Annotated in this window: 13 protein-coding genes, 1 tRNA gene and 2 pseudogenes; 7 read left to right on the plus strand and 9 right to left on the minus strand. The window is 71.0% G+C overall.

Annotated elements, in window-relative coordinates:
* Nucleotides 1–6: 6 nt before the first annotated feature.
* The 7 genes and pseudogenes from ACFYTE_RS10755 to ACFYTE_RS10785 form a co-directional block, all read right to left on the minus strand.
* Nucleotides 7–213 (minus strand): annotated as a pseudogene (locus ACFYTE_RS10755) (IS630 family transposase); the annotation flags it as partial.
* A gap of 83 nt (nt 214–296) precedes the next feature.
* Nucleotides 297–623: a MazG-like family protein gene (locus tag ACFYTE_RS10760; RefSeq protein ID WP_388707724.1), complete on the minus strand. Its 327-nt coding sequence runs from the start codon at nt 621–623 to the stop codon at nt 297–299.
* 35 nt (nt 624–658) lie between these two features.
* The gene (locus ACFYTE_RS10765; RefSeq protein WP_388707727.1) at nt 659–1,459 is read right to left on the minus strand and encodes an endonuclease/exonuclease/phosphatase; all 801 of its coding nucleotides are present in this window, start codon (nt 1,457–1,459) and stop codon (nt 659–661) included.
* Nucleotides 1,456–2,070 (minus strand): dTMP kinase, encoded by a 615-nt coding sequence (gene tmk, locus ACFYTE_RS10770; RefSeq protein WP_388707730.1) that lies wholly within the window; start codon nt 2,068–2,070, stop codon nt 1,456–1,458. The genes ACFYTE_RS10765 and tmk overlap by 4 nt, the downstream gene beginning before the upstream one ends.
* On the minus strand, nt 2,067–3,176 hold the full coding sequence (locus ACFYTE_RS10775) for a radical SAM protein (RefSeq protein ID WP_388707732.1): 1,110 nt from the start codon (nt 3,174–3,176) through the stop codon (nt 2,067–2,069). Before ACFYTE_RS10775 ends, tmk begins: the two co-directional genes overlap by 4 nt.
* 219 nt (nt 3,177–3,395) lie before the next feature.
* Nucleotides 3,396–3,977 carry a hypothetical protein gene (locus ACFYTE_RS10780; RefSeq protein WP_388707733.1) on the minus strand — a complete coding sequence of 194 codons (582 nt, stop codon included), beginning with the start codon at nt 3,975–3,977 and terminating at the stop codon, nt 3,396–3,398.
* A gap of 773 nt (nt 3,978–4,750) precedes the next feature.
* A complete protein-coding gene (locus tag ACFYTE_RS10785) occupies nt 4,751–5,086 on the minus strand; it encodes a hypothetical protein (RefSeq protein WP_388707736.1) in 336 nt (111 codons plus the stop codon).
* Nucleotides 5,087–5,279: 193 nt separating this feature from the next.
* Here ACFYTE_RS10785 and ACFYTE_RS10790 point away from each other — a divergent pair, with 193 nt between their 5' ends.
* The 3 genes and pseudogenes from ACFYTE_RS10790 to ACFYTE_RS10800 form a co-directional block, all read left to right on the plus strand.
* The gene (locus ACFYTE_RS10790; RefSeq protein ID WP_388707738.1) at nt 5,280–6,722 is read left to right on the plus strand and encodes a helix-turn-helix domain-containing protein; all 1,443 of its coding nucleotides are present in this window, start codon (nt 5,280–5,282) and stop codon (nt 6,720–6,722) included.
* 9 nt (nt 6,723–6,731) lie between these two features.
* Nucleotides 6,732–7,220, plus strand: coding sequence for a hypothetical protein (locus ACFYTE_RS10795; RefSeq protein ID WP_388707740.1), 489 nt, complete (start codon nt 6,732–6,734; stop codon nt 7,218–7,220).
* Between the two features lie 174 nt (nt 7,221–7,394).
* Nucleotides 7,395–7,496, plus strand: a pseudogene (locus ACFYTE_RS10800) (GNAT family N-acetyltransferase); the annotation flags it as partial.
* 511 nt (nt 7,497–8,007) lie between these two features.
* Here the strand turns inward: ACFYTE_RS10800 and ACFYTE_RS10805 are convergent.
* A tRNA-Leu gene (locus tag ACFYTE_RS10805) sits at nt 8,008–8,090 on the minus strand.
* 470 nt (nt 8,091–8,560) lie between these two features.
* Here ACFYTE_RS10805 and ACFYTE_RS10810 point away from each other — a divergent pair.
* Together ACFYTE_RS10810 and ACFYTE_RS10815 are read left to right on the plus strand one after the other, a co-directional pair.
* On the plus strand, nt 8,561–9,388 hold the full coding sequence (locus ACFYTE_RS10810; protein WP_388707742.1) for an ABC transporter ATP-binding protein: 828 nt from the start codon (nt 8,561–8,563) through the stop codon (nt 9,386–9,388).
* A gap of 33 nt (nt 9,389–9,421) precedes the next feature.
* Nucleotides 9,422–11,947, plus strand: coding sequence for an ABC transporter permease (locus ACFYTE_RS10815; protein WP_388707745.1), 2,526 nt, complete (start codon nt 9,422–9,424; stop codon nt 11,945–11,947).
* A gap of 569 nt (nt 11,948–12,516) precedes the next feature.
* On the opposite strand, the gene ACFYTE_RS10820 is transcribed toward ACFYTE_RS10815, so the two are convergent.
* Complete coding sequence (locus ACFYTE_RS10820) at nt 12,517–13,806, minus strand: class I SAM-dependent methyltransferase (protein ID WP_388707747.1); 1,290 nt, start codon at nt 13,804–13,806, stop codon at nt 12,517–12,519.
* Nucleotides 13,807–14,087: 281 nt separating this feature from the next.
* On the opposite strand from ACFYTE_RS10820, the gene ACFYTE_RS10825 reads away from it, so the two are divergent.
* Together ACFYTE_RS10825 and ACFYTE_RS10830 are read left to right on the plus strand one after the other, a co-directional pair.
* Entirely contained in the window at nt 14,088–14,273 is a 186-nt protein-coding gene (locus tag ACFYTE_RS10825) for a hypothetical protein (protein WP_388707749.1), read from the plus strand.
* A gap of 7 nt (nt 14,274–14,280) precedes the next feature.
* Entirely contained in the window at nt 14,281–16,269 is a 1,989-nt protein-coding gene (locus ACFYTE_RS10830) for an aKG-HExxH-type peptide beta-hydroxylase (RefSeq protein WP_388707751.1), read from the plus strand.
* The last annotated feature ends 5 nt before the right edge of the window (nt 16,270–16,274 follow it).

Genomic DNA, 16,274 nt, shown 5'->3' on the forward strand with positions numbered 1-16,274 from the left:
GATCCTGTTCAAGTTGTGCATCACGTCCCGGACCCGGTCCGGGCTTGTGGACGTCACCGTCGCGATGCTGTCGACCAGCATGCCCTGCGCGGACAACAACACCATCTGGGCCCGCCGCCAGGTCACCACCGACCCCGTGCCCCAGCGCACAATCCGCAGCAGTCGCTGCCCGTCGTCGTCATCGATCTCACGCACCCGCACACGCTCAGCCACGAGGACAGCCTGACGGATGACCACTGTCGGCCACGTCCTTCAAATAGCGCGGTACTACAGGGCTGACGTTGGTTGATGCGGCACTATTTCTGTGGCTCCGGCATCACCCGGTCAATCAGGGCATCCAGTCGCTCCTGGAACACGCGCTGCGGGTCCGGCGCGATCGTGGCCAGGGCGACCATGGCCGTCACGATGACGTCCGTCAGCTCCTTCTCGACGTCCGTCCAGGTGTGGGAGCGGCCCTTCCTCGGATTGGCTCCGAGAGCGCCGTGGAGGGCTTCGGCTACCTCGCCGAACTCCTCCCCGATCTTGAGCACGCGCATCATCTTCGCCTGCTCGCCCGTGACAGGGCTCTCCTTGTCCAGCCACTCCACGAGGCGGCCGATCGTCTCCCACTGTGTCTTGTCCATGCTTTCCCTCGGTCGGAGATTGGTTGGTACGTCGGTCAGAACAGAGCGGCGGCCCGAGCCGCAGGAGTGGACACCAGCAGCGGAGCGGTGGCCCGGAGCGCGAAGGACACCGTCAGAGCCGAGTGATCGGTCAGCCGGGGATCGGCAGTGCGCACCTCGTGCACGTACGCGCAGGAGATCAGCGCGGTCGCCAGACCTGGGGACGCGTGCACGTGGTCGTAGCGGTAGCCGTCGCCGGTACGCCCCACCCACGAGTACTCCAACGCATCCGGGTGCAAGGCGCGGAAGGCGTCCAGGTATCCGGATTCACCGAGCCACGCATAGAAGTCGTACTCGAACTGCTGGAAGAACCGGTACCGGGGCGTGTGGCTTGGCTCCAGGATGTTGAAGTCCCCGATCACCGCCCGCAGGCCCTCCCCCTTGGGCAGCGCTGCGCGGCAGGCGTCAAGGAAGCGGCTTTTCCTGATGGTCTTCGTTCTGGTGGCGTCGCGCGACGGCACGTAGATGCCGATGATGTCCAGCGGCCCCTCGTCGGTGTCGACGGTGACGGACACAGCGCGGTGCGGAAGGTACCCCATCACCAAGCCCGGATCCGGGCGGGTCGCCAAGCGCGAGACGACCATGACACCCCGCTCGCCCCGGCCCGGCCGCGGGAACGTCACCTCGTAGCCGGCCACCGCGAACCGGGAAGCGAGCAGGTCGCACCCCGCGCTGTCGGCAGTCTCCGTGAGGACGAGAACATGCTCGGGCCGCGCAGCCAGGAACTCCAACTGCCTCTGAGCGCGGTCCCGGCTCGGATTGTTCAGGTTGAACGTCAGCACGTCCAGGGTGGTCATGAGCGGCCCCTCGTCCATCGTTCCTTGATCCCCGCGACGACAGCGCAGGCGACACCTTCCGCGTCGGCCGTGGACGCGTCCAGCTGCATCACGGAGACCCCGGCTGCCATGAGGAACCTAGCCGCCTCGTAGTAGTGGCCGCATTCCCGCTCGGTACCGCCGGGCTCACGCTCGTACCGGCTGTGCGCGCCCCGGGCACCCAGCCGCTTCGTGATCTGGTCGACGCGTGCGTTGATGATGACGGCCAGGTCCGGCATGTCGGCATGCCTGTTCAGCTCCCATACCGAGTCTCGCGGGACGCCGTCCATCACCTGGAGCACCAACGACGAGGCGATGTATCGGTCACAGACGACGATCTCGCCCCGGGCGAGCGCCGGCCGGATCTCCTGCTCGACGTGCCGGTACCGGTCGGCGGCGATCAGACACGCCATGCTCATCCCCCGGTAATCCTCGGTGCCGTGGCGGGCGAGCTGGCCGATCGGGCTGTCGCTCGGCTCCCGCGTCTGGAACACCGGCTGGCCCTCGGCACGCAGCAGCTCCACGACGGCCGCGGCGACGGTCGACTTCCCCACCCCGCCGGGGCCGTCGATGGTGACGAACTGGCCGCTCATGACACACCGACCACGGGCAGCATGCGGGTCTGCCGGGGCACGACCGGGCACAGCTCCGTGTCGACAGCGCCGATCCGCTGTCCTGAGGCGACGACCGCGGCCGGGCATCCCTTCCCGCAGCCGTCCGAGAGGGAACAGCCGCCGCAGGTCGGGTTGTCACCCACCTTCCACCGGTTGTGGAAATCGTATGCATCCAGGCGTTCGGCGATGTCGTCGTGCTGCCACACGTTGCCCACGATGAAATCGGTGTCCGGGTGCTGGCTCACCCTCGTCCGCGCGGCGAAAACGAGGTACGGGCATACGGTCACCTCGCCCTTGGTGAACACGTAGATGATCGTCCCCGCCTCGCAGCCGGCCAACGGCTTGTCATCGTTGGGGAACCTGATGTGCACCACGTCCAGGTCGTCGTCGCCGAACGGCATCGTCAGGCCGTGGATGTGCCGCATGTGGTCGTCCGGCCTGCGGAGCCTCTGTGAGGACTTGGACGCGCCCCGGCCCATCTCGCCGAGCGGGTTGAGGAGTACGTACTTGGCGCCCTGCTGCCTGGCGAACTCGCAGAGGTGCCCATACTCCTCGTCCTCGGCAAGATTGTTCGGCGTGCACAGCAGCCCTTGGAGGATGCCCGCCTTGGCAAAGCGCTCGACGGCGTCGACGGTCTCGGCGAACCCCTCGGGGCGGCCACGGAACACGCCGTGTGAGTCAGCTGAGAACCCGTCGAGGCTGACGTTCATGTGGACGTCCAGCTCAGCGAGCGTGGCGATCTGCTCGTCCGTCACCATCGTCGCGTTCGTGCACACGCCGACCGACATACCGGTCTCCCGGAAGTCGTCGATGATGGGGATGAGGTCCGGATGCATGAACGGCTCGCCCCCGGTGATCGTGATCCGGTTGACCCGGGCCGCGATCAGCTGCGGGATGAGCTGGTCCCGGACGGCGTCCCAGTCCATGTAGTCGCCGCGCTTGGTCGCCGACACGAAACAGTGCTTGCACGACTCGTTGCAGGGCTCGCAGATCTGGATGAGCGCCTTTCGGTACGGGTGTTCCACGGTGGTGCGGAAGTAGCAGGACGTTGCCTGCTCGTTCGTGATGAGCGATCGAGCGGTCAATGGAACCTCCCAGAAGGGACGCAAGCTGCGGATGAAGGGGCATGACGGCCCCGGCCGTACAGATCGGCCGGGGACCGTGTCCGGGCTGCCGTCACTTCTCCATGGAGAGTCAGCCGGGACGTGGGGCCCACCTCGGGCCGGGAGCCACGCGGAAGGGGCGCGGGCCCTTGCGGCGCAGGGAGCCGGTCACGGCGCCGCGACCGGCCCGAGGCAGGTGTCTCAGGGGCAGGTGACCGCCGTCAGCTCCGCGACCCGGGTGAACTCCTCCTCCAGGCGGTCCCGGCCGAGGGCCGCGAACTCCCCGTCCAGGTCCGCCGGTGTCACCCCGCGCAGCTCCACCATCGTTCGGGCGGCACGGACCCAGGGAGCCCACTGCGAGCCGTACTTGACGTGCTCCATGTGGCATCCCGGGATCGGCTGGAGCGTTTGTGGGTGGTGAAGGGGACCGACGACTCCCCACGCGGGCACGCGCCTCGCCCACGCCGCCACGAACCGGCCACCCCGCAGGGCGTGGCAGAGCTGGATGGAGATCGCGGCGCACGGTACGCACACTGGCGGACTCGTCGTGCGCTCGCCTTCCCGGATCGGGCCGACGCTGTCCCGCAGGAGAAACAGATGCGGGCCGTGCGGGTCCGGCGGCATACGAGAGCACACCTGGCACATCATGTTCAGCATCGCCCGACGCTGCCGGTACGGGTGGACGTTCCTCAGCTGCGGGCTGCCCCGACGACGCTTGGGCCGCAGGGCGTACCGGGCCCACAGCACACCGAAGCTGTCCCGGTCGTACGGCGTCTCATCCACGTACCCGATCCCCGGGACCACGCGGCGGTGGGAAATCGGACACGGCAGGAGCCTTTCCTCACTCCATCCGGCGATGTACGGGACAACACCTGGCGGTGCCGGAGGCAACACAATCGAAAACCTTCCTGTTCGAGACGAAAGTGACGGCCCGGCACACCGCTGGATATTCACGAGGTCGGGTGTGCCGGGCCGGGCCCGCCGGCCCCGCGGGGGAGAGTCGGGAGCGGGAAGCCGACGGGCGTCTGGGGGCTCCGGTCGGTCCCTGGGGCGCGAGCGACCGAAGCCGGTCATGGGGTCAGCGGCCGATGCCGGCCACGAGGGCACCCAGGAGGGCGGCAAGAAACAGCGCGTAGAAGAACTGGCCCCACGGACTGTCCGGCCTCATGCGAATCTCCGCCTCTCTTCCCGGGACGCCTCGACCGAAGCGACGTACGGCTCCAGGAGCGCGCCGCCGCTGTGACTTCGGCGCAGACCAGGGCCCCGTCTCCGGATGACAGGGCGGGATGAGCAGTAGCCCCCGACCCGGCCGCCCAACTGCTGTGCTGCGCTCGGCCGTGTCGGTCTTCACGGGATTCCTCCTCGGCGGCTCGGGGCGTGGGGTCATGGCCGGTCGGCGAGCGGGACCAGGCGGCGCGCCTTGCGGCACGGGCCGCACGCATACAGGCCACGCGTGGCCGAGCCCGAGCCCGCGTCGTCTATCTGGATCAGTTGGATGCCGTCGGCGAACCGCTTGCACCACGAGCCCAGGCCACGCCTGGTAGTCGCCCGCGCGGTCATCCTTGATCCCCGTCGGCGAGACCGAGCAGTTCCCTGCGGGTCGAGCAGGCGCGGGGGCCGCGGCAGGTGGAGCAGGTGCGGGCGTGAAGGTCGACGACCCGGCGGGCCTCGGCGCGCACGCACATCGTGCAGCCGCGCGGGTACCAGCAGGCGCCGCTCTCAGTGCCGGGGCGCCGCCGCGGGCCGAGGCTCATGACGGCGCCGGCGGTCAGGCTCGTTCTGCACCAGACGCACGCCCGGCCGCAGACCTGGTCTTCCGTCAGGCCGCGGATCCGGGGGAGAGGTAGAAGCTGGACTGCCCCCACGGGCGTCAGCGTTGTAGCGTGCGGCATGTCGACTCCATCCAGTCGGCCACGCCCCGGGGCCGTTCGCGCGGTCGCCGGGGTCTGATCTGTCATGCGTCGAGGATCGCCACCCGCACGCAACTCGGGCATGACCAGCAGGGGTTACCGATGCGGTAATACGCTCGTTCCTGGTTCGGTACGGTGCGACGATGCGCACTACGATTCCTCCGGAAGTTGGCCTATGGACGCCATCACCCCCGGCCCGCTCGCCCCTGAGGTTCTCGACCGAGACGACCTGAAGCGAGCCCTGGCAGAGCACGACTTCGCCGCAGCCTTCTCACTCATCAAGAAGTGGGGCGGTCTGTCCCAGAACCGGATCGCCTCGGCCTGCCAACTCACACCGGGCAAGGTCTCCACCATCATCAGCGGACAGCAGCAGGTCACCAGCTTCGACGTGATCTGCCGCATCGCGGACGGCCTCCGCATCCCCGGAAGCATGGTGGGCCTCGCCGACCGACCGTGGGAAGGACAGCCCGATGGTCCGGACTCTCCGACTCCCCCGGCCACACGGTCAACCGGCAACGGGCCATGGCACCGAGCAACGACTGTGCACCTGGCCGCCGACCTCACCAGGAGCGACCTCGTGATGGACCGCCGCGCGGCAACGCGCACACTCGCCGGCGCTGCCCTGTCCGGCGCCGCGCTGCTCGACTCCCTTGAGGGCTGGCTACGGCCCCCGCCGACCGCCGAGGCGCAACGCGGCCGGGGGCGCATCGGTCACCAAGAAGTCGAGGAACTGGCGGCGACGGCACGCGCCTTCCGCGCCTGGGACCACCGCTTCGGCGGAGGCCTGCGACGCAAGGCGGTCGTCGGACAGCTCAACGAGGTCGCCGGCCATCTGGAAGACAAGCAGGAACCGTCAGTCGAGCAAGGCCTGTTCCGGGTGATGGCCTACCTCGGCGGCACCGCGGCAACCATGGCCTGGGACTCGGGGCTCCACAAGCAGGCTCAGAACTACTACCTGCTCGCGCTGCGCGCGGCACACTCTGGCGGTGACGCGGCCTTCGGCGCCAACGTGCTCGCCGGCATGGCACGGCAGATGCTCTACCAGGAGCGCCCCCAGGACGCCCTCGAACTCGTCCGCCTTGCGCAGAAGGGCGCAAGGAAGGCAGCAAGCCCCCGCATCCGCTCCATGCTTCACACCCGCGAGGCCTGGGCGTACGCGGCCATGGGCCGCTCCGCCGCGTTCCGCCGGGCCACCGACGAGGCAGCAGAAGCCCTCGCCGCGGCAGAGGGCGAAGATCCCTACTGGATCGCCTACTTCGACGAAGCCGAGCTGGCAGGGGTCACCGGCGGCCGGCTCCTGGACATGGCTCGCAGCGACCCGCAGCAGCACGCCGAGGCGGCGGCCGAGAGCATCCGTGACGCGCTGGCCACACGTGGTTCCGAGGCCGGCCGCAGTCATGCCCTCGACCTGATCGGCTTGGCCGAGTGCCACTTCCTGATGGGCGACATGACCGGGGCCGTGGCCCAGACGCACCGCGCGGTCGACGCCGCTGGCCGCACCCGGTCCAATCGCGTCCGTGCGCAGCTTGGCCAGCTCTATCCGTATACGGTCGGCCGGTCATCATCGCGTACGGTCGGCGAAGCGCGGGCAAGGATCCGCGAAGTGCTGTCGAGCTGAAGGAGCGACGTGACCACGTTCGCCGTGACTGGGCACATGGACCTGACCGGGCCGAGCACCGAGCTGGTGCGCGCCGCCCTGCGGAAGCTGCTCGCTGAATACGCTGACGGGAGCCTGGTCGGGGTCTCGTGCATCGCGCGCGGCTCCGACTCGCTGTTCGCCGAAGCGCTGCTCGATGTCGGCGGCAGCCTGGTCGTGGTTCTTCCATCGCGGGACTACCGGGAGGCGAAGGTCAAGCCTGACCACGCTCCCGTCTTCGACCGGCTCATCGAGGCTGCCTCGGACGTCGTGATTCTGGACCACGACCACGCCAACCGGGCCGCCTACGAGGACGCCAACAGCGAAGTGCTCAGGCGTGCAGAACGGCTCGTCGCCGTCTGGGACGGCTCGCCGCCGAGCCCCAAGGGCGGGGGAACAGCGGACACGGTCCTGGAAGCCCGTGCCGCCGGACTGCCCATCGACGTCGTCTGGCCAGAAGGAGCGGCCCGCCAGGGCTGAGCAGGGGCCGATGAGGCCGGGGGCGGCCCACGGCGTGGCCTGCCTGCCGCACGCTGCGCGGCATGTCGCTGCAAGCGTCGAACCTCGGACGCGGGCAGATGACACTCGATCTGGCGGACTCCGCGCCGAGGCGGCGCCGACCGCCGGTCCTCGTCTGGTCGCGTTCCTGCGTGGGTGCACGCCCTCTACCAGTCCTGGAGTTACCAGGACATCGGGCACAGCCAGCCCTCGCCGACCTCCCCACTCCTCACCGTGATGATCCGCGCAACCCGCTGACCAACCCCACCGCGGCGGCCCACCCTCACCGAGACGGGCCGCCGTTCTGCACCTGCGGCCCTCACTTGGCGGCACCCCTCGCGAAGTTGGCGCGATCCAGAGGCGGTTGGCGGCGATCTCGGACCGCGTCGGCGTGGTGCGGGCGGTGGGATTCGGGCCCGGATTACCCGGTTGAGACCCGCGTTATGCGCTTGAAAGGTGAAGTATCCGCGGCCTGCGCGTCCGCCGGCGAGAGCCTTTGAGGGAGGGAGCAGTTGAGCGTGTGCGGGTTTTCCGCGGCGCCGGTTCCCGCGCCGGGCAGCGGATCCGGTAGCGGTACTCGACGGCTCCCGGAGCCCACTTCGCTCGGCCCGTGCGGCCCCGGCGTCGGCATTCTTCCGCTTTGCCGTCTATGCCATGCCGGGACGGTGCCAAGTCGTGCTCCCGCGGTGCTCCCACGGTGCGCCAGAACAGAAAAAAAGAGCGGCGTCTGACGGGTGTTCGGGCTGGTCAGACGCCGTCGTGCGGGATGTGCCCGGAACCGGACTTGAACCGGTACGCCCGCGAGGGGCAGCGAGGTTTAAGCTCGCCGTGTCTGCATTCCACCATCCGGGCAGGCCGTGGGCTCCGCTTACGAGGTCCCGAGCCTATCGGGATACCTCCCCCGAACAGCGGACGGGCGGACCGATGTTGTCTTATTTTATTGATGCCTGAGGGAGCATCAGCAAGGGGTACGGCCCATCCGCACTTGCCAATAGCGTGACGGCCGGTGGGCACGCGCGTACGCGAAATGACGGAATTTCACCGCCCGGACCAGGGCGCCCCACCTGTTCACGGCACGGCGCCGCTCCGTCCTCGCCGACGGCGCGCTCCCTGCTTTCGGTACGGAGCCCTTGCGCCCCCCGTCGGCGGCGCCCCCCTGCTTCCGGCACGGCGCCGCTCAGCCCCCGTCGGCGGCGGGCCCTCCTGCTTTCGGTACGCCCTGCCGTCATCCCCAGGTATGACACGGCCGCCTTCTCTCCGACCGAAGTCGGCCCCCGGAACCGGAACAGCGGCTGACTCCCGGGGCGCGGACGGCCAGGACGATGGAGACAGTCCAGTCCCCACGAACGTCGTCGTCCCGACAGGAGCACCCTCCCGTGACCACCACACCCATCGCCGCCGACCGGACCACCACCGTGGCCGCACGCGCCGCGGAGCTGTCCAAGATCTACGGGCAGGGCGAGACCCAGGTGGTCGCCCTGGACCGGGTCTCCGTCGACTTCCGGCAGGCCGAGTTCACGGCGATCATGGGGCCGTCGGGCTCCGGCAAGTCCACGCTGATGCACTGCGTCGCGGGTCTGGACACCTTCTCCTCCGGCTCCGTGCGGATCGGCGACACCGAGCTGGGTTCCCTGAAGGACAAGCAGCTCACCAAGTTGCGCCGGGACAAGATCGGGTTCATCTTCCAGGCGTACAACCTGCTGCCGACCCTGACGGCACTGGAGAACATCACGCTCCCGATGGACATCGCGGGCCGCAAGCCGGACAAGCAGTGGCTGGACCAGGTGATCCAGATGGTGGGTCTGTCGGGGCGGCTCGGCCACCGGCCCTCCCAGCTCTCCGGCGGCCAGCAGCAGCGCGTCGCCGTCGCCCGCGCACTCGCCGCCAAGCCGGAGATCATCTTCGGCGACGAGCCGACCGGGAACCTCGACTCGCGGTCCGGCGCCGAGGTGCTGGGCTTCCTGCGCAACTCGGTGCGCGAACTGGGGCAGACCGTGGTGATGGTCACCCACGACCCGGTGGCGGCGGCCTATGCCGACCGGGTGGTGTTCCTCGCGGACGGACGCATCGTCGACGAGATGTACGGGCCGACCGCGGACTCGGTGCTCGACCGGATGAAGCGGTTCGACGCCAAGGGCCGCACCAGCTGACCCCCGCCCCCACCACGGACTGAAGAGAACACAATGTTCCGCACTGCCTTGCGCAACGTACTCGCGCACAAGGCCCGGCTCCTCATGACCGTGCTCGCCGTGATGCTCGGCGTGGCCTTCGTGTCGGGGACCCTGGTCTTCACCAACACCATCACCGACGCCTACCAGAACAGCTCAGCCAAGGGCTTCGACGGCGTCGACGTCGCCGTCACGGCCACGTACCAGGAACCCGAGGGCGACGAGCCCGGCGGCCACCCCGACCTGGACCAGGCACTGCTCGACAAGAGCGCCCGGGTCCCGGGCGCCGCCTCGGCCGTCGGTGTCGTCAGCGGCTTCACCGCCATGGCCGACAAGAACGGCAAGCTGATCGGCAACGGCTGGCAGACCAAGGGCGGCAACTACTGGGGCACCGACGACAGCCGCTACCCGCTGACCAGCGGCCACGCCCCGCGCGGCGAGAACGAGGTCCTCGTCGACGCCAAGACCGCCGAGCGGGCCGGCTACAAGGTCGGTGACACCGTCCGCCTGTCGATCGACGGGCCGGTCCTGAGCCCGAAGATCGTCGGCGTGTTCACCACCGACGACGGCAATGTCGCCGCGGGCGGCAGCCTCGCCCTGTTCGACACCGCGACCGCGCAGAAGCTGTTCGGCAAGGCCGGCGGCTACGACGAGATCGACGTGCGCGCGAAGCCGGGCACCAGCCAGGCCGCGCTCAAGTCCCAGCTGGACAAGGCCCTGCCGAAGGACCTCACGGAGACCACCACCGGGCAGTCCCTCGCCGACGAGCAGGCCCGGCAGATCGCCAACAGCATGAGCGGCATGCGTCAGGGCCTGCTGGTCTTCGCCGGGATCGCGCTGTTCGTGGGCACCTTCATCATCGCCAACACCTTCACCATGCTGGTCGCCCAGCGCACCAAGGAACTGGCGCTGATGCGGGCGGTCGGCGCCTCCCGCCGCCAGGTCACCCGGTCGGTGCTGATCGAGGCGTTCGTGGTCGGCACGGTCGCCGGGGTCACCGGTCTGGCCGTCGGTATCGGCATCGGGGCCGGACTGCGCGCCCTGCTCGGCTCGTTCGGGGAGACCATCCCCGACGGCCCGCTGGCCGTCACTCCGGGCACGGTCGCGGCCGCCCTCGCGGTCGGCGTCGTCATCACCATGCTGGCGGCGTGGCTGCCGGGCCGCCGGGCCGCGAAGATCCCCCCGGTCGCCGCGATGAGCAGTCTGCACGCGCAGGCCACCACCAAGTCGCTGGTGCTGCGCAACACGATCGGCGCGCTGTTCGCGGCGGCCGGTGTGGCCGTCGTACTGGCCGCGACCACGATGGAGGGCACCGACGGTCAGGCGCCGATGGGCCTGGGCGCCGTCCTGCTGATCATCGGCGTGTTCATCCTGACCCCGCTGCTGTCCCGCCCGCTGATCGCGGCGGCGGCCCCGGTGCTGCGCGTGTTCGGGGTGTCGGGCAAGCTGGCCCGGCAGAACGCGGTCCGCAACCCGCGCCGCACCGCCGCCACGGCCTCCGCGCTGATGATCGGCCTGACCCTGATCACCGGCATGACGGTGATGGCGGTCAGCCTCCAGACCGGAATCGACAAGATGGCCACCTCGGCGCTGCGCGCGGACTACGTGGTGCAGATGGCGAACGGCAACGACCTCTCCCCGGACGTCGACCGGAAGCTCGCCGCCCTCGACGACGTCTCCGCGTCCAGCCCGATGCGCGACACGATCGCCCGGATCGACGGCGAGTCGGAGTACCTGACCGGCGTCAACGGCTCGGCGATCGGCAAGCTGACCGATCTGAAGGTCGACGACGGCGCGTTCACGGTGTCCGGCTCGAAGATCGTGGTCGACGACAGCACCGCCGAGTCCCGCGGCTGGAAGGCCGGCACGGAGTTCACCGCGCACTTCGAGGGCGGCAGGGACAAGCGGCTGACGGTGGCCGGCGTCTACGAAGGCAACGAGCTGATCCGGGGCGTCCTGGTCGACACCGCGGCCCTGCCCAAGCTGTCCGACGCCCGTGACATGCAGGTCATGGTCAAGATGGCCGGCGGCGCCTCCGACGCGGCCAAGGACAAGCTGGAGAAGGCCCTCGACTCCAACCCGGGGATCCAGGTCCAGAGCAAGAAGGACCTGTCCGACTCCATCGCGCAGATGTTCACGCTGCTGCTAAACATGCTCTACGGCCTGCTCGGCATGGCGGTGCTCGTCGCCGTCCTCGGTGTCATCAACACCCTCGCCATGTCGGTGTTCGAGCGGTCCCAGGAGATCGGCATGCTGCGCGCGATCGGCCTGAACCGCGGCTCCGTCAAGCAGATGGTCCGGCTGGAGTCCCTGGTCATCTCCCTGTTCGGGGGCGTCCTCGGCATCGGCCTCGGCGTGTTCTTCGGCTGGGCCGCCGGCCGGCTCGCCGGTTCGAGCATGCCGACCTACGAACTGGTCCTGCCGTGGGAGCGGATCGCGATCTTCCTGCTGCTGTCGGCGGTGGTCGGCGTGCTGGCCGCGCTGTGGCCGGCCCGGCGGGCGGCACGGCTGAACATGCTGACCGCGATCAAGTCGGAGTAGCCGCCGCGCTGGATGCCGGTGCGTTCCGCCGTGGACCGCGGGCACTACCTGGGCGACGACGGCCTGTACGACCCCGTCGGGGGTGGTACAGGCCGTCGTCGTGTTCAGGGGGTGGCGGGGTTCATGTCGTCGCACGGGCACGGGGTGGAGTGGGCGAAGGCCCGGAGGACTCCACGGGGGCAGCAGCACCTGCGGTGCCCCCGGGGGACCGTCCCGCCCCGCGGACGTGCTCGGGCCGGGCTTGACGGACGCCGGCTTGGCGGACGCCGGGTTGGCGGTGCGGGGGTCTGCCCGGTGCTCCGCCCGGTCGGATCAGGTCCGACGGGGCGGAGGCAGCCCGTTGCCCGGCAGCGTTCGCCCAGGAAGGGGGCACGCGGCTCAGCAAGAGCGAACGGCCCATGGCGTGGCCGCCGGCCGAGGAGGTCACCACCCCCCACGTCGGCCTGCGCGCCGCCACGATCGATCACCCCGAAGTCGCCATCGCCGAACACGCCGGCGCCCTCGAAGGGGCCGGGCCGACCCTGCGGAGCCGCAGCGGCCCGCCCGACCCTCGCAGATGCCGGGCGCCCTCAGTTCCACGTGCGGGCGCGCAACGGCAAACCGGACTCCCCCGAATCGGGAGTACGCACGGCCAGAACCTGATTGACGCCGATGCGATTACGTTCAAAGGCCAGCGCGGACGCCGCCATGTACAGGCGCCAGACGCGGGCGCGGCCGGGCCCGGCGAGGCGTACCGCGCGGTTCCAGTCGGCCTCCAGGCGGGCCACCCAGCGGCGCAGGGTGAGCGCGTAGTGCTCGCGGATCGACTCCACGTCCCGGACTTCGAAACCGGCCCGCTCCAGCAGCGACACGGTGCTGCCGAGCGGGGCCAGCTCCCCGTCGGGGAAGACGTAGGAGTCGATGAACGCGTCCACGTGGTACGCCGATTCGTCCCGCAGCGGACGGCGGGCGATCTGGTGGTTCAGGAGCCGTCCGCCGGGCTTGAGCAGGCCGAACAGATCGGTCGCGTACTCCAGGTACCGTTCGGCGCCGACATGCTCGGCCATGCCGATGGAGGAGATCGCGTCGTAGGGGCCGTCGGCGACGTCCCGGTAGTCCTGCACCCGGATCTCCACCCGGTTCGCCAGCCCCTCTTCGGCGACCCGTTTCCGGGCGTAGGCGGCCTGCTCCTGGGAGAGGGTGACGCCGACGACGTGGACGCCGTGCTCGCGGGCGGCGTGGATCGCCATCGAGCCCCAGCCGCAGCCGACGTCGAGGAGCCGCTGTCCGGGGGTCAGACCGAGCTTGCGGCAGACGAGTTCGAGCTTGTCGCGCTGGGCGGACTCCAGGGTGCCGGCCTCCTCCCAGTAGGCGCACGAGTACACCATGGACGGGCCGAGGACGATCTCGTAGAAGTCGTTGCCGACGTCGTAGTGGTGGCTGATGGCCCGCTTGTCGCTTCTCTTGGTGTGCAGGTGCCCGTGCCTGCGGATCTCCTCGCGCGGCGGGGCCGGCGGGATCGGCGGCCCCGCGAGCCGCAGCAGGTCGCGGGCGGCGGCCCGCACCCCGGGGTCGCGCAGCGCCTGGGCGAGGCTGCGGGTGTTGCCCTCCCCGCGGTCCCACACCAGCGGGGACATCAGCGCCAGTGCCGTGTAGAGGTCGCCGTCGACGCCCAGGTCGCCCGCGACCCAGGCCCGGGCCAGGCCCAGTTCGCCCGGCTTGAACAGCAGCCGGCGCAGGGCCCGCCGGCTGCGGAAGACCAGGACGGGGGCGCCCGGCGGACCGGCCTGCGAACCGTCCCAGGCGCGGACGCCCACCGGGAGCGGGGTTCCCAGCAACTGCTCGGCAAGACTCGTCAGCCGCGACGCGGCGTCGGCCATGATGCACACCTCCGGGAGGGAATTCGTCTGTGAAGGAATCGGCCACGCATTCGGTCACCTCAGGCAACGATCGGGCCCGTCGACGTCATTCCCCGGCCGCCGTCACCGCCGTCACCATGCCCGTACCGTCACACGGCCGCCATACCGACGCCGCCGTTCGTCCACAGGACACCCGATAGGCGCATCGGGCCGGGCCTGGACGTGCGGGGCAGGCCCCCGACACACCGTCCGGGCCGGTCGTTTGAGAAGCGCCCCGCGAGGGTGTATGACACCATCCCTCCATGAATTCCGAAGCGCCGGCGGGGGAAGTCGCCCTCGATGCCAGGCCCTGGCTCCCCGACCTCAACGGCACGCTGATCGACGACCTGCCCGCCCTCGATCACCCGACACTGCGGCCGGCCGTCACCGCGCTGCTGCACGACGTCCAACGCCCCCTCAGCTCCGTCGCAGGCAGCCAGGGAAGCTGAACCGGACGTGGCACCAAGACACCACCGGCTGTCCCCGACCTGCTCCACGGCGCTGAGTTCGGCCGGGGACAGCGCGTCGGCGGCCGCGGAACTGCTGGCGGCCGAGTACAGCAGACGACTGCTGCTGCTGCGGATCCTGCTGGAGCGGGGCGGCCCGGCCGCCGACGCCGCCGGCCGGCTGCCGGCCGCCGGGTCGGCCTGGGACCTGCTGGCCCGGGCCCAGCGCACGGACCCCGACCGGGTCCGGCGGGTGATCCTCGACCCGCAGACCGGGATCTGGGTCGCCGACGCCCTGCGCGCGCTGCCCGCGGCGGGCCCCCAGGCGGCCGGGCACACGGCGGCGGGGCACACAGCCGCCGGGCACACCACCGCCGGACACACGACAGCCGGACAGACCCCGACCGGACAGACCACCGCCGGACACACGACAGCCGGACAGACCGCAACCGAACAGACCACCGCCGGACAGAGCGCAACCCGGCAGACCGCCGCCGGGCGGACCGCCGGCGGCGGACCCCGGACCGCCCCGGAGCGGCAGCAGTCGGCCGGACGCGCCCCGTACTGGGCCGAGTTCGGCGGTCTGCACCGGCTGGCCGCCGCGGCGGCCAGCCTGGCGGGCCTCACCTTCCGCATCGAGGTGCCTGTCGAGGACGGCAGCGTCCTGCTGCCCGGCCTGGGCCGCGCGGACGTCCCCCACGGCGACACGGCCGAGGTGCGCGGCGGGCCGGCCGGGATGCGGATCGGGGACGTCCGCGTGCCCCGGGACCCCGCGGCGTCCGCGCCCGGCTGGTCGGGGCTGCGCCGGCTGCGCGCGGAATGCGACGGACAACTGCTGGACGTCGCCCTGGACGACCTGGGGCGGCCCCCGGTCGGCGGGCACGCGCAGCGCCCCACGCGGCTGACCGACGCCGAGTACGAGGGCTGGCGGCGCCGCACCCGGCGGGCGTGGGCGATCCTCGTGCGGGACCGCCCGGACAGCGCGGCGGCCCTGTCGGCGGGCCTGCTGTCGCTGGTCCCGCTGCCGCACGGGGAGCGGCTGCGCCCGCACAGCGCCTCCTCCTCGGACGCCTTCGGTTGCGTGGTGCTGTCGGCGCCGCATCCGGACGACGAGCCGGGCGCGGCCACCGAACTGGCGGTCACCCTGCTGCACGAGTACCGGCACTCGGCGCTCAACGGGCTGATGCGGCTCGCCCCCCTGCACGACGGCACCGACGACGGGCTCTACCACGCGCCCTGGCGAGACGATCCGCGCCCGCTCGTCGGGCTGCTGCACGGGGCGTACGCGTTCGCCGGGGTGACGGCGTTCTGGCGGGCCCGGCGGCTGGCCGAGACCGGACCCGCGGCGCTCCTCGCCCACTTCGAGTTCGCCCTGTGGCGACGGCAGACCTGGGCCGTGCTGGCGGCCCTTGGCGAACGCCCGGCGCTGACGGCGGCGGGCCGTCATCTCGTCGAGGGTCTGCGGGCCGCGCTCGCCCCGTGGCGTGACGAGCCCGTGCCGCAGCCCGCCGCGCGGCTCGCCGACCTGTCCGCCGCCCACCACCGGGGGGCCTGGCGGGCGCACCACGTACGCCCGGACAAGGAAGCGGTACGGGCCGCGGCGGCCACGCTGGCGACGGGCGGCGCCCTGCCGGACGGGGACGCCCCCGACGGCATGGTGGAACCGGATCCGCAGGGCTGCCGGCTCGACGTGCTCGCCCTGCTGGCCCGGCTGCGGCTCGCCGACCCCGCGGCCTTCGCACGGCTGCACGACGGCGCGGACACCCTGACCGGCGCGGCACCCGCCGACCTCGCCCTGGTGGCCGGGGACGCGGAACGGGCGCACGCGCTCTACGCCGCCGGACTCGACCGCCCCGCCAACTGGGCCGGGCTCGCCCTGGCGCTGCGCGAGCGCGGCACGCCACCCGGGCGGCTGCTCGTGGACCGGCCCGAGTTCGTGCGCGCGCTGGCCGGTGAGCCGGACGCCCGGATCGGTGTGGCCGGTCTGGTGCGTGGGTGACCGGC

The organism is Streptomyces sp. NPDC004629, assembly GCF_042873595.1.
GTDB lineage: Bacteria > Actinomycetota > Actinomycetes > Streptomycetales > Streptomycetaceae > Streptomyces.

Coding starts and splice junctions, on each gene's coding strand:
- ACFYTE_RS10760 (WP_388707724.1), bottom strand. CDS start 623: ATGGACAAGACACAGTGGGAGACGATCGGCCGCCTCGTGGAGTGGCTG.
- ACFYTE_RS10765 (WP_388707727.1), bottom strand. CDS start 1,459: ATGACCACCCTGGACGTGCTGACGTTCAACCTGAACAATCCGAGCCGG.
- tmk (WP_388707730.1), bottom strand. CDS start 2,070: ATGAGCGGCCAGTTCGTCACCATCGACGGCCCCGGCGGGGTGGGGAAG.
- ACFYTE_RS10785 (WP_388707736.1), bottom strand. CDS start 5,086: ATGCCGCACGCTACAACGCTGACGCCCGTGGGGGCAGTCCAGCTTCTA.
- ACFYTE_RS10790 (WP_388707738.1), top strand. CDS start 5,280: ATGGACGCCATCACCCCCGGCCCGCTCGCCCCTGAGGTTCTCGACCGA.
- ACFYTE_RS10810 (WP_388707742.1), top strand. CDS start 8,561: ATGGAGACAGTCCAGTCCCCACGAACGTCGTCGTCCCGACAGGAGCAC.
- ACFYTE_RS10815 (WP_388707745.1), top strand. CDS start 9,422: ATGTTCCGCACTGCCTTGCGCAACGTACTCGCGCACAAGGCCCGGCTC.
- ACFYTE_RS10820 (WP_388707747.1), bottom strand. CDS start 13,806: ATGGCCGACGCCGCGTCGCGGCTGACGAGTCTTGCCGAGCAGTTGCTG.
- ACFYTE_RS10825 (WP_388707749.1), top strand. CDS start 14,088: ATGAATTCCGAAGCGCCGGCGGGGGAAGTCGCCCTCGATGCCAGGCCC.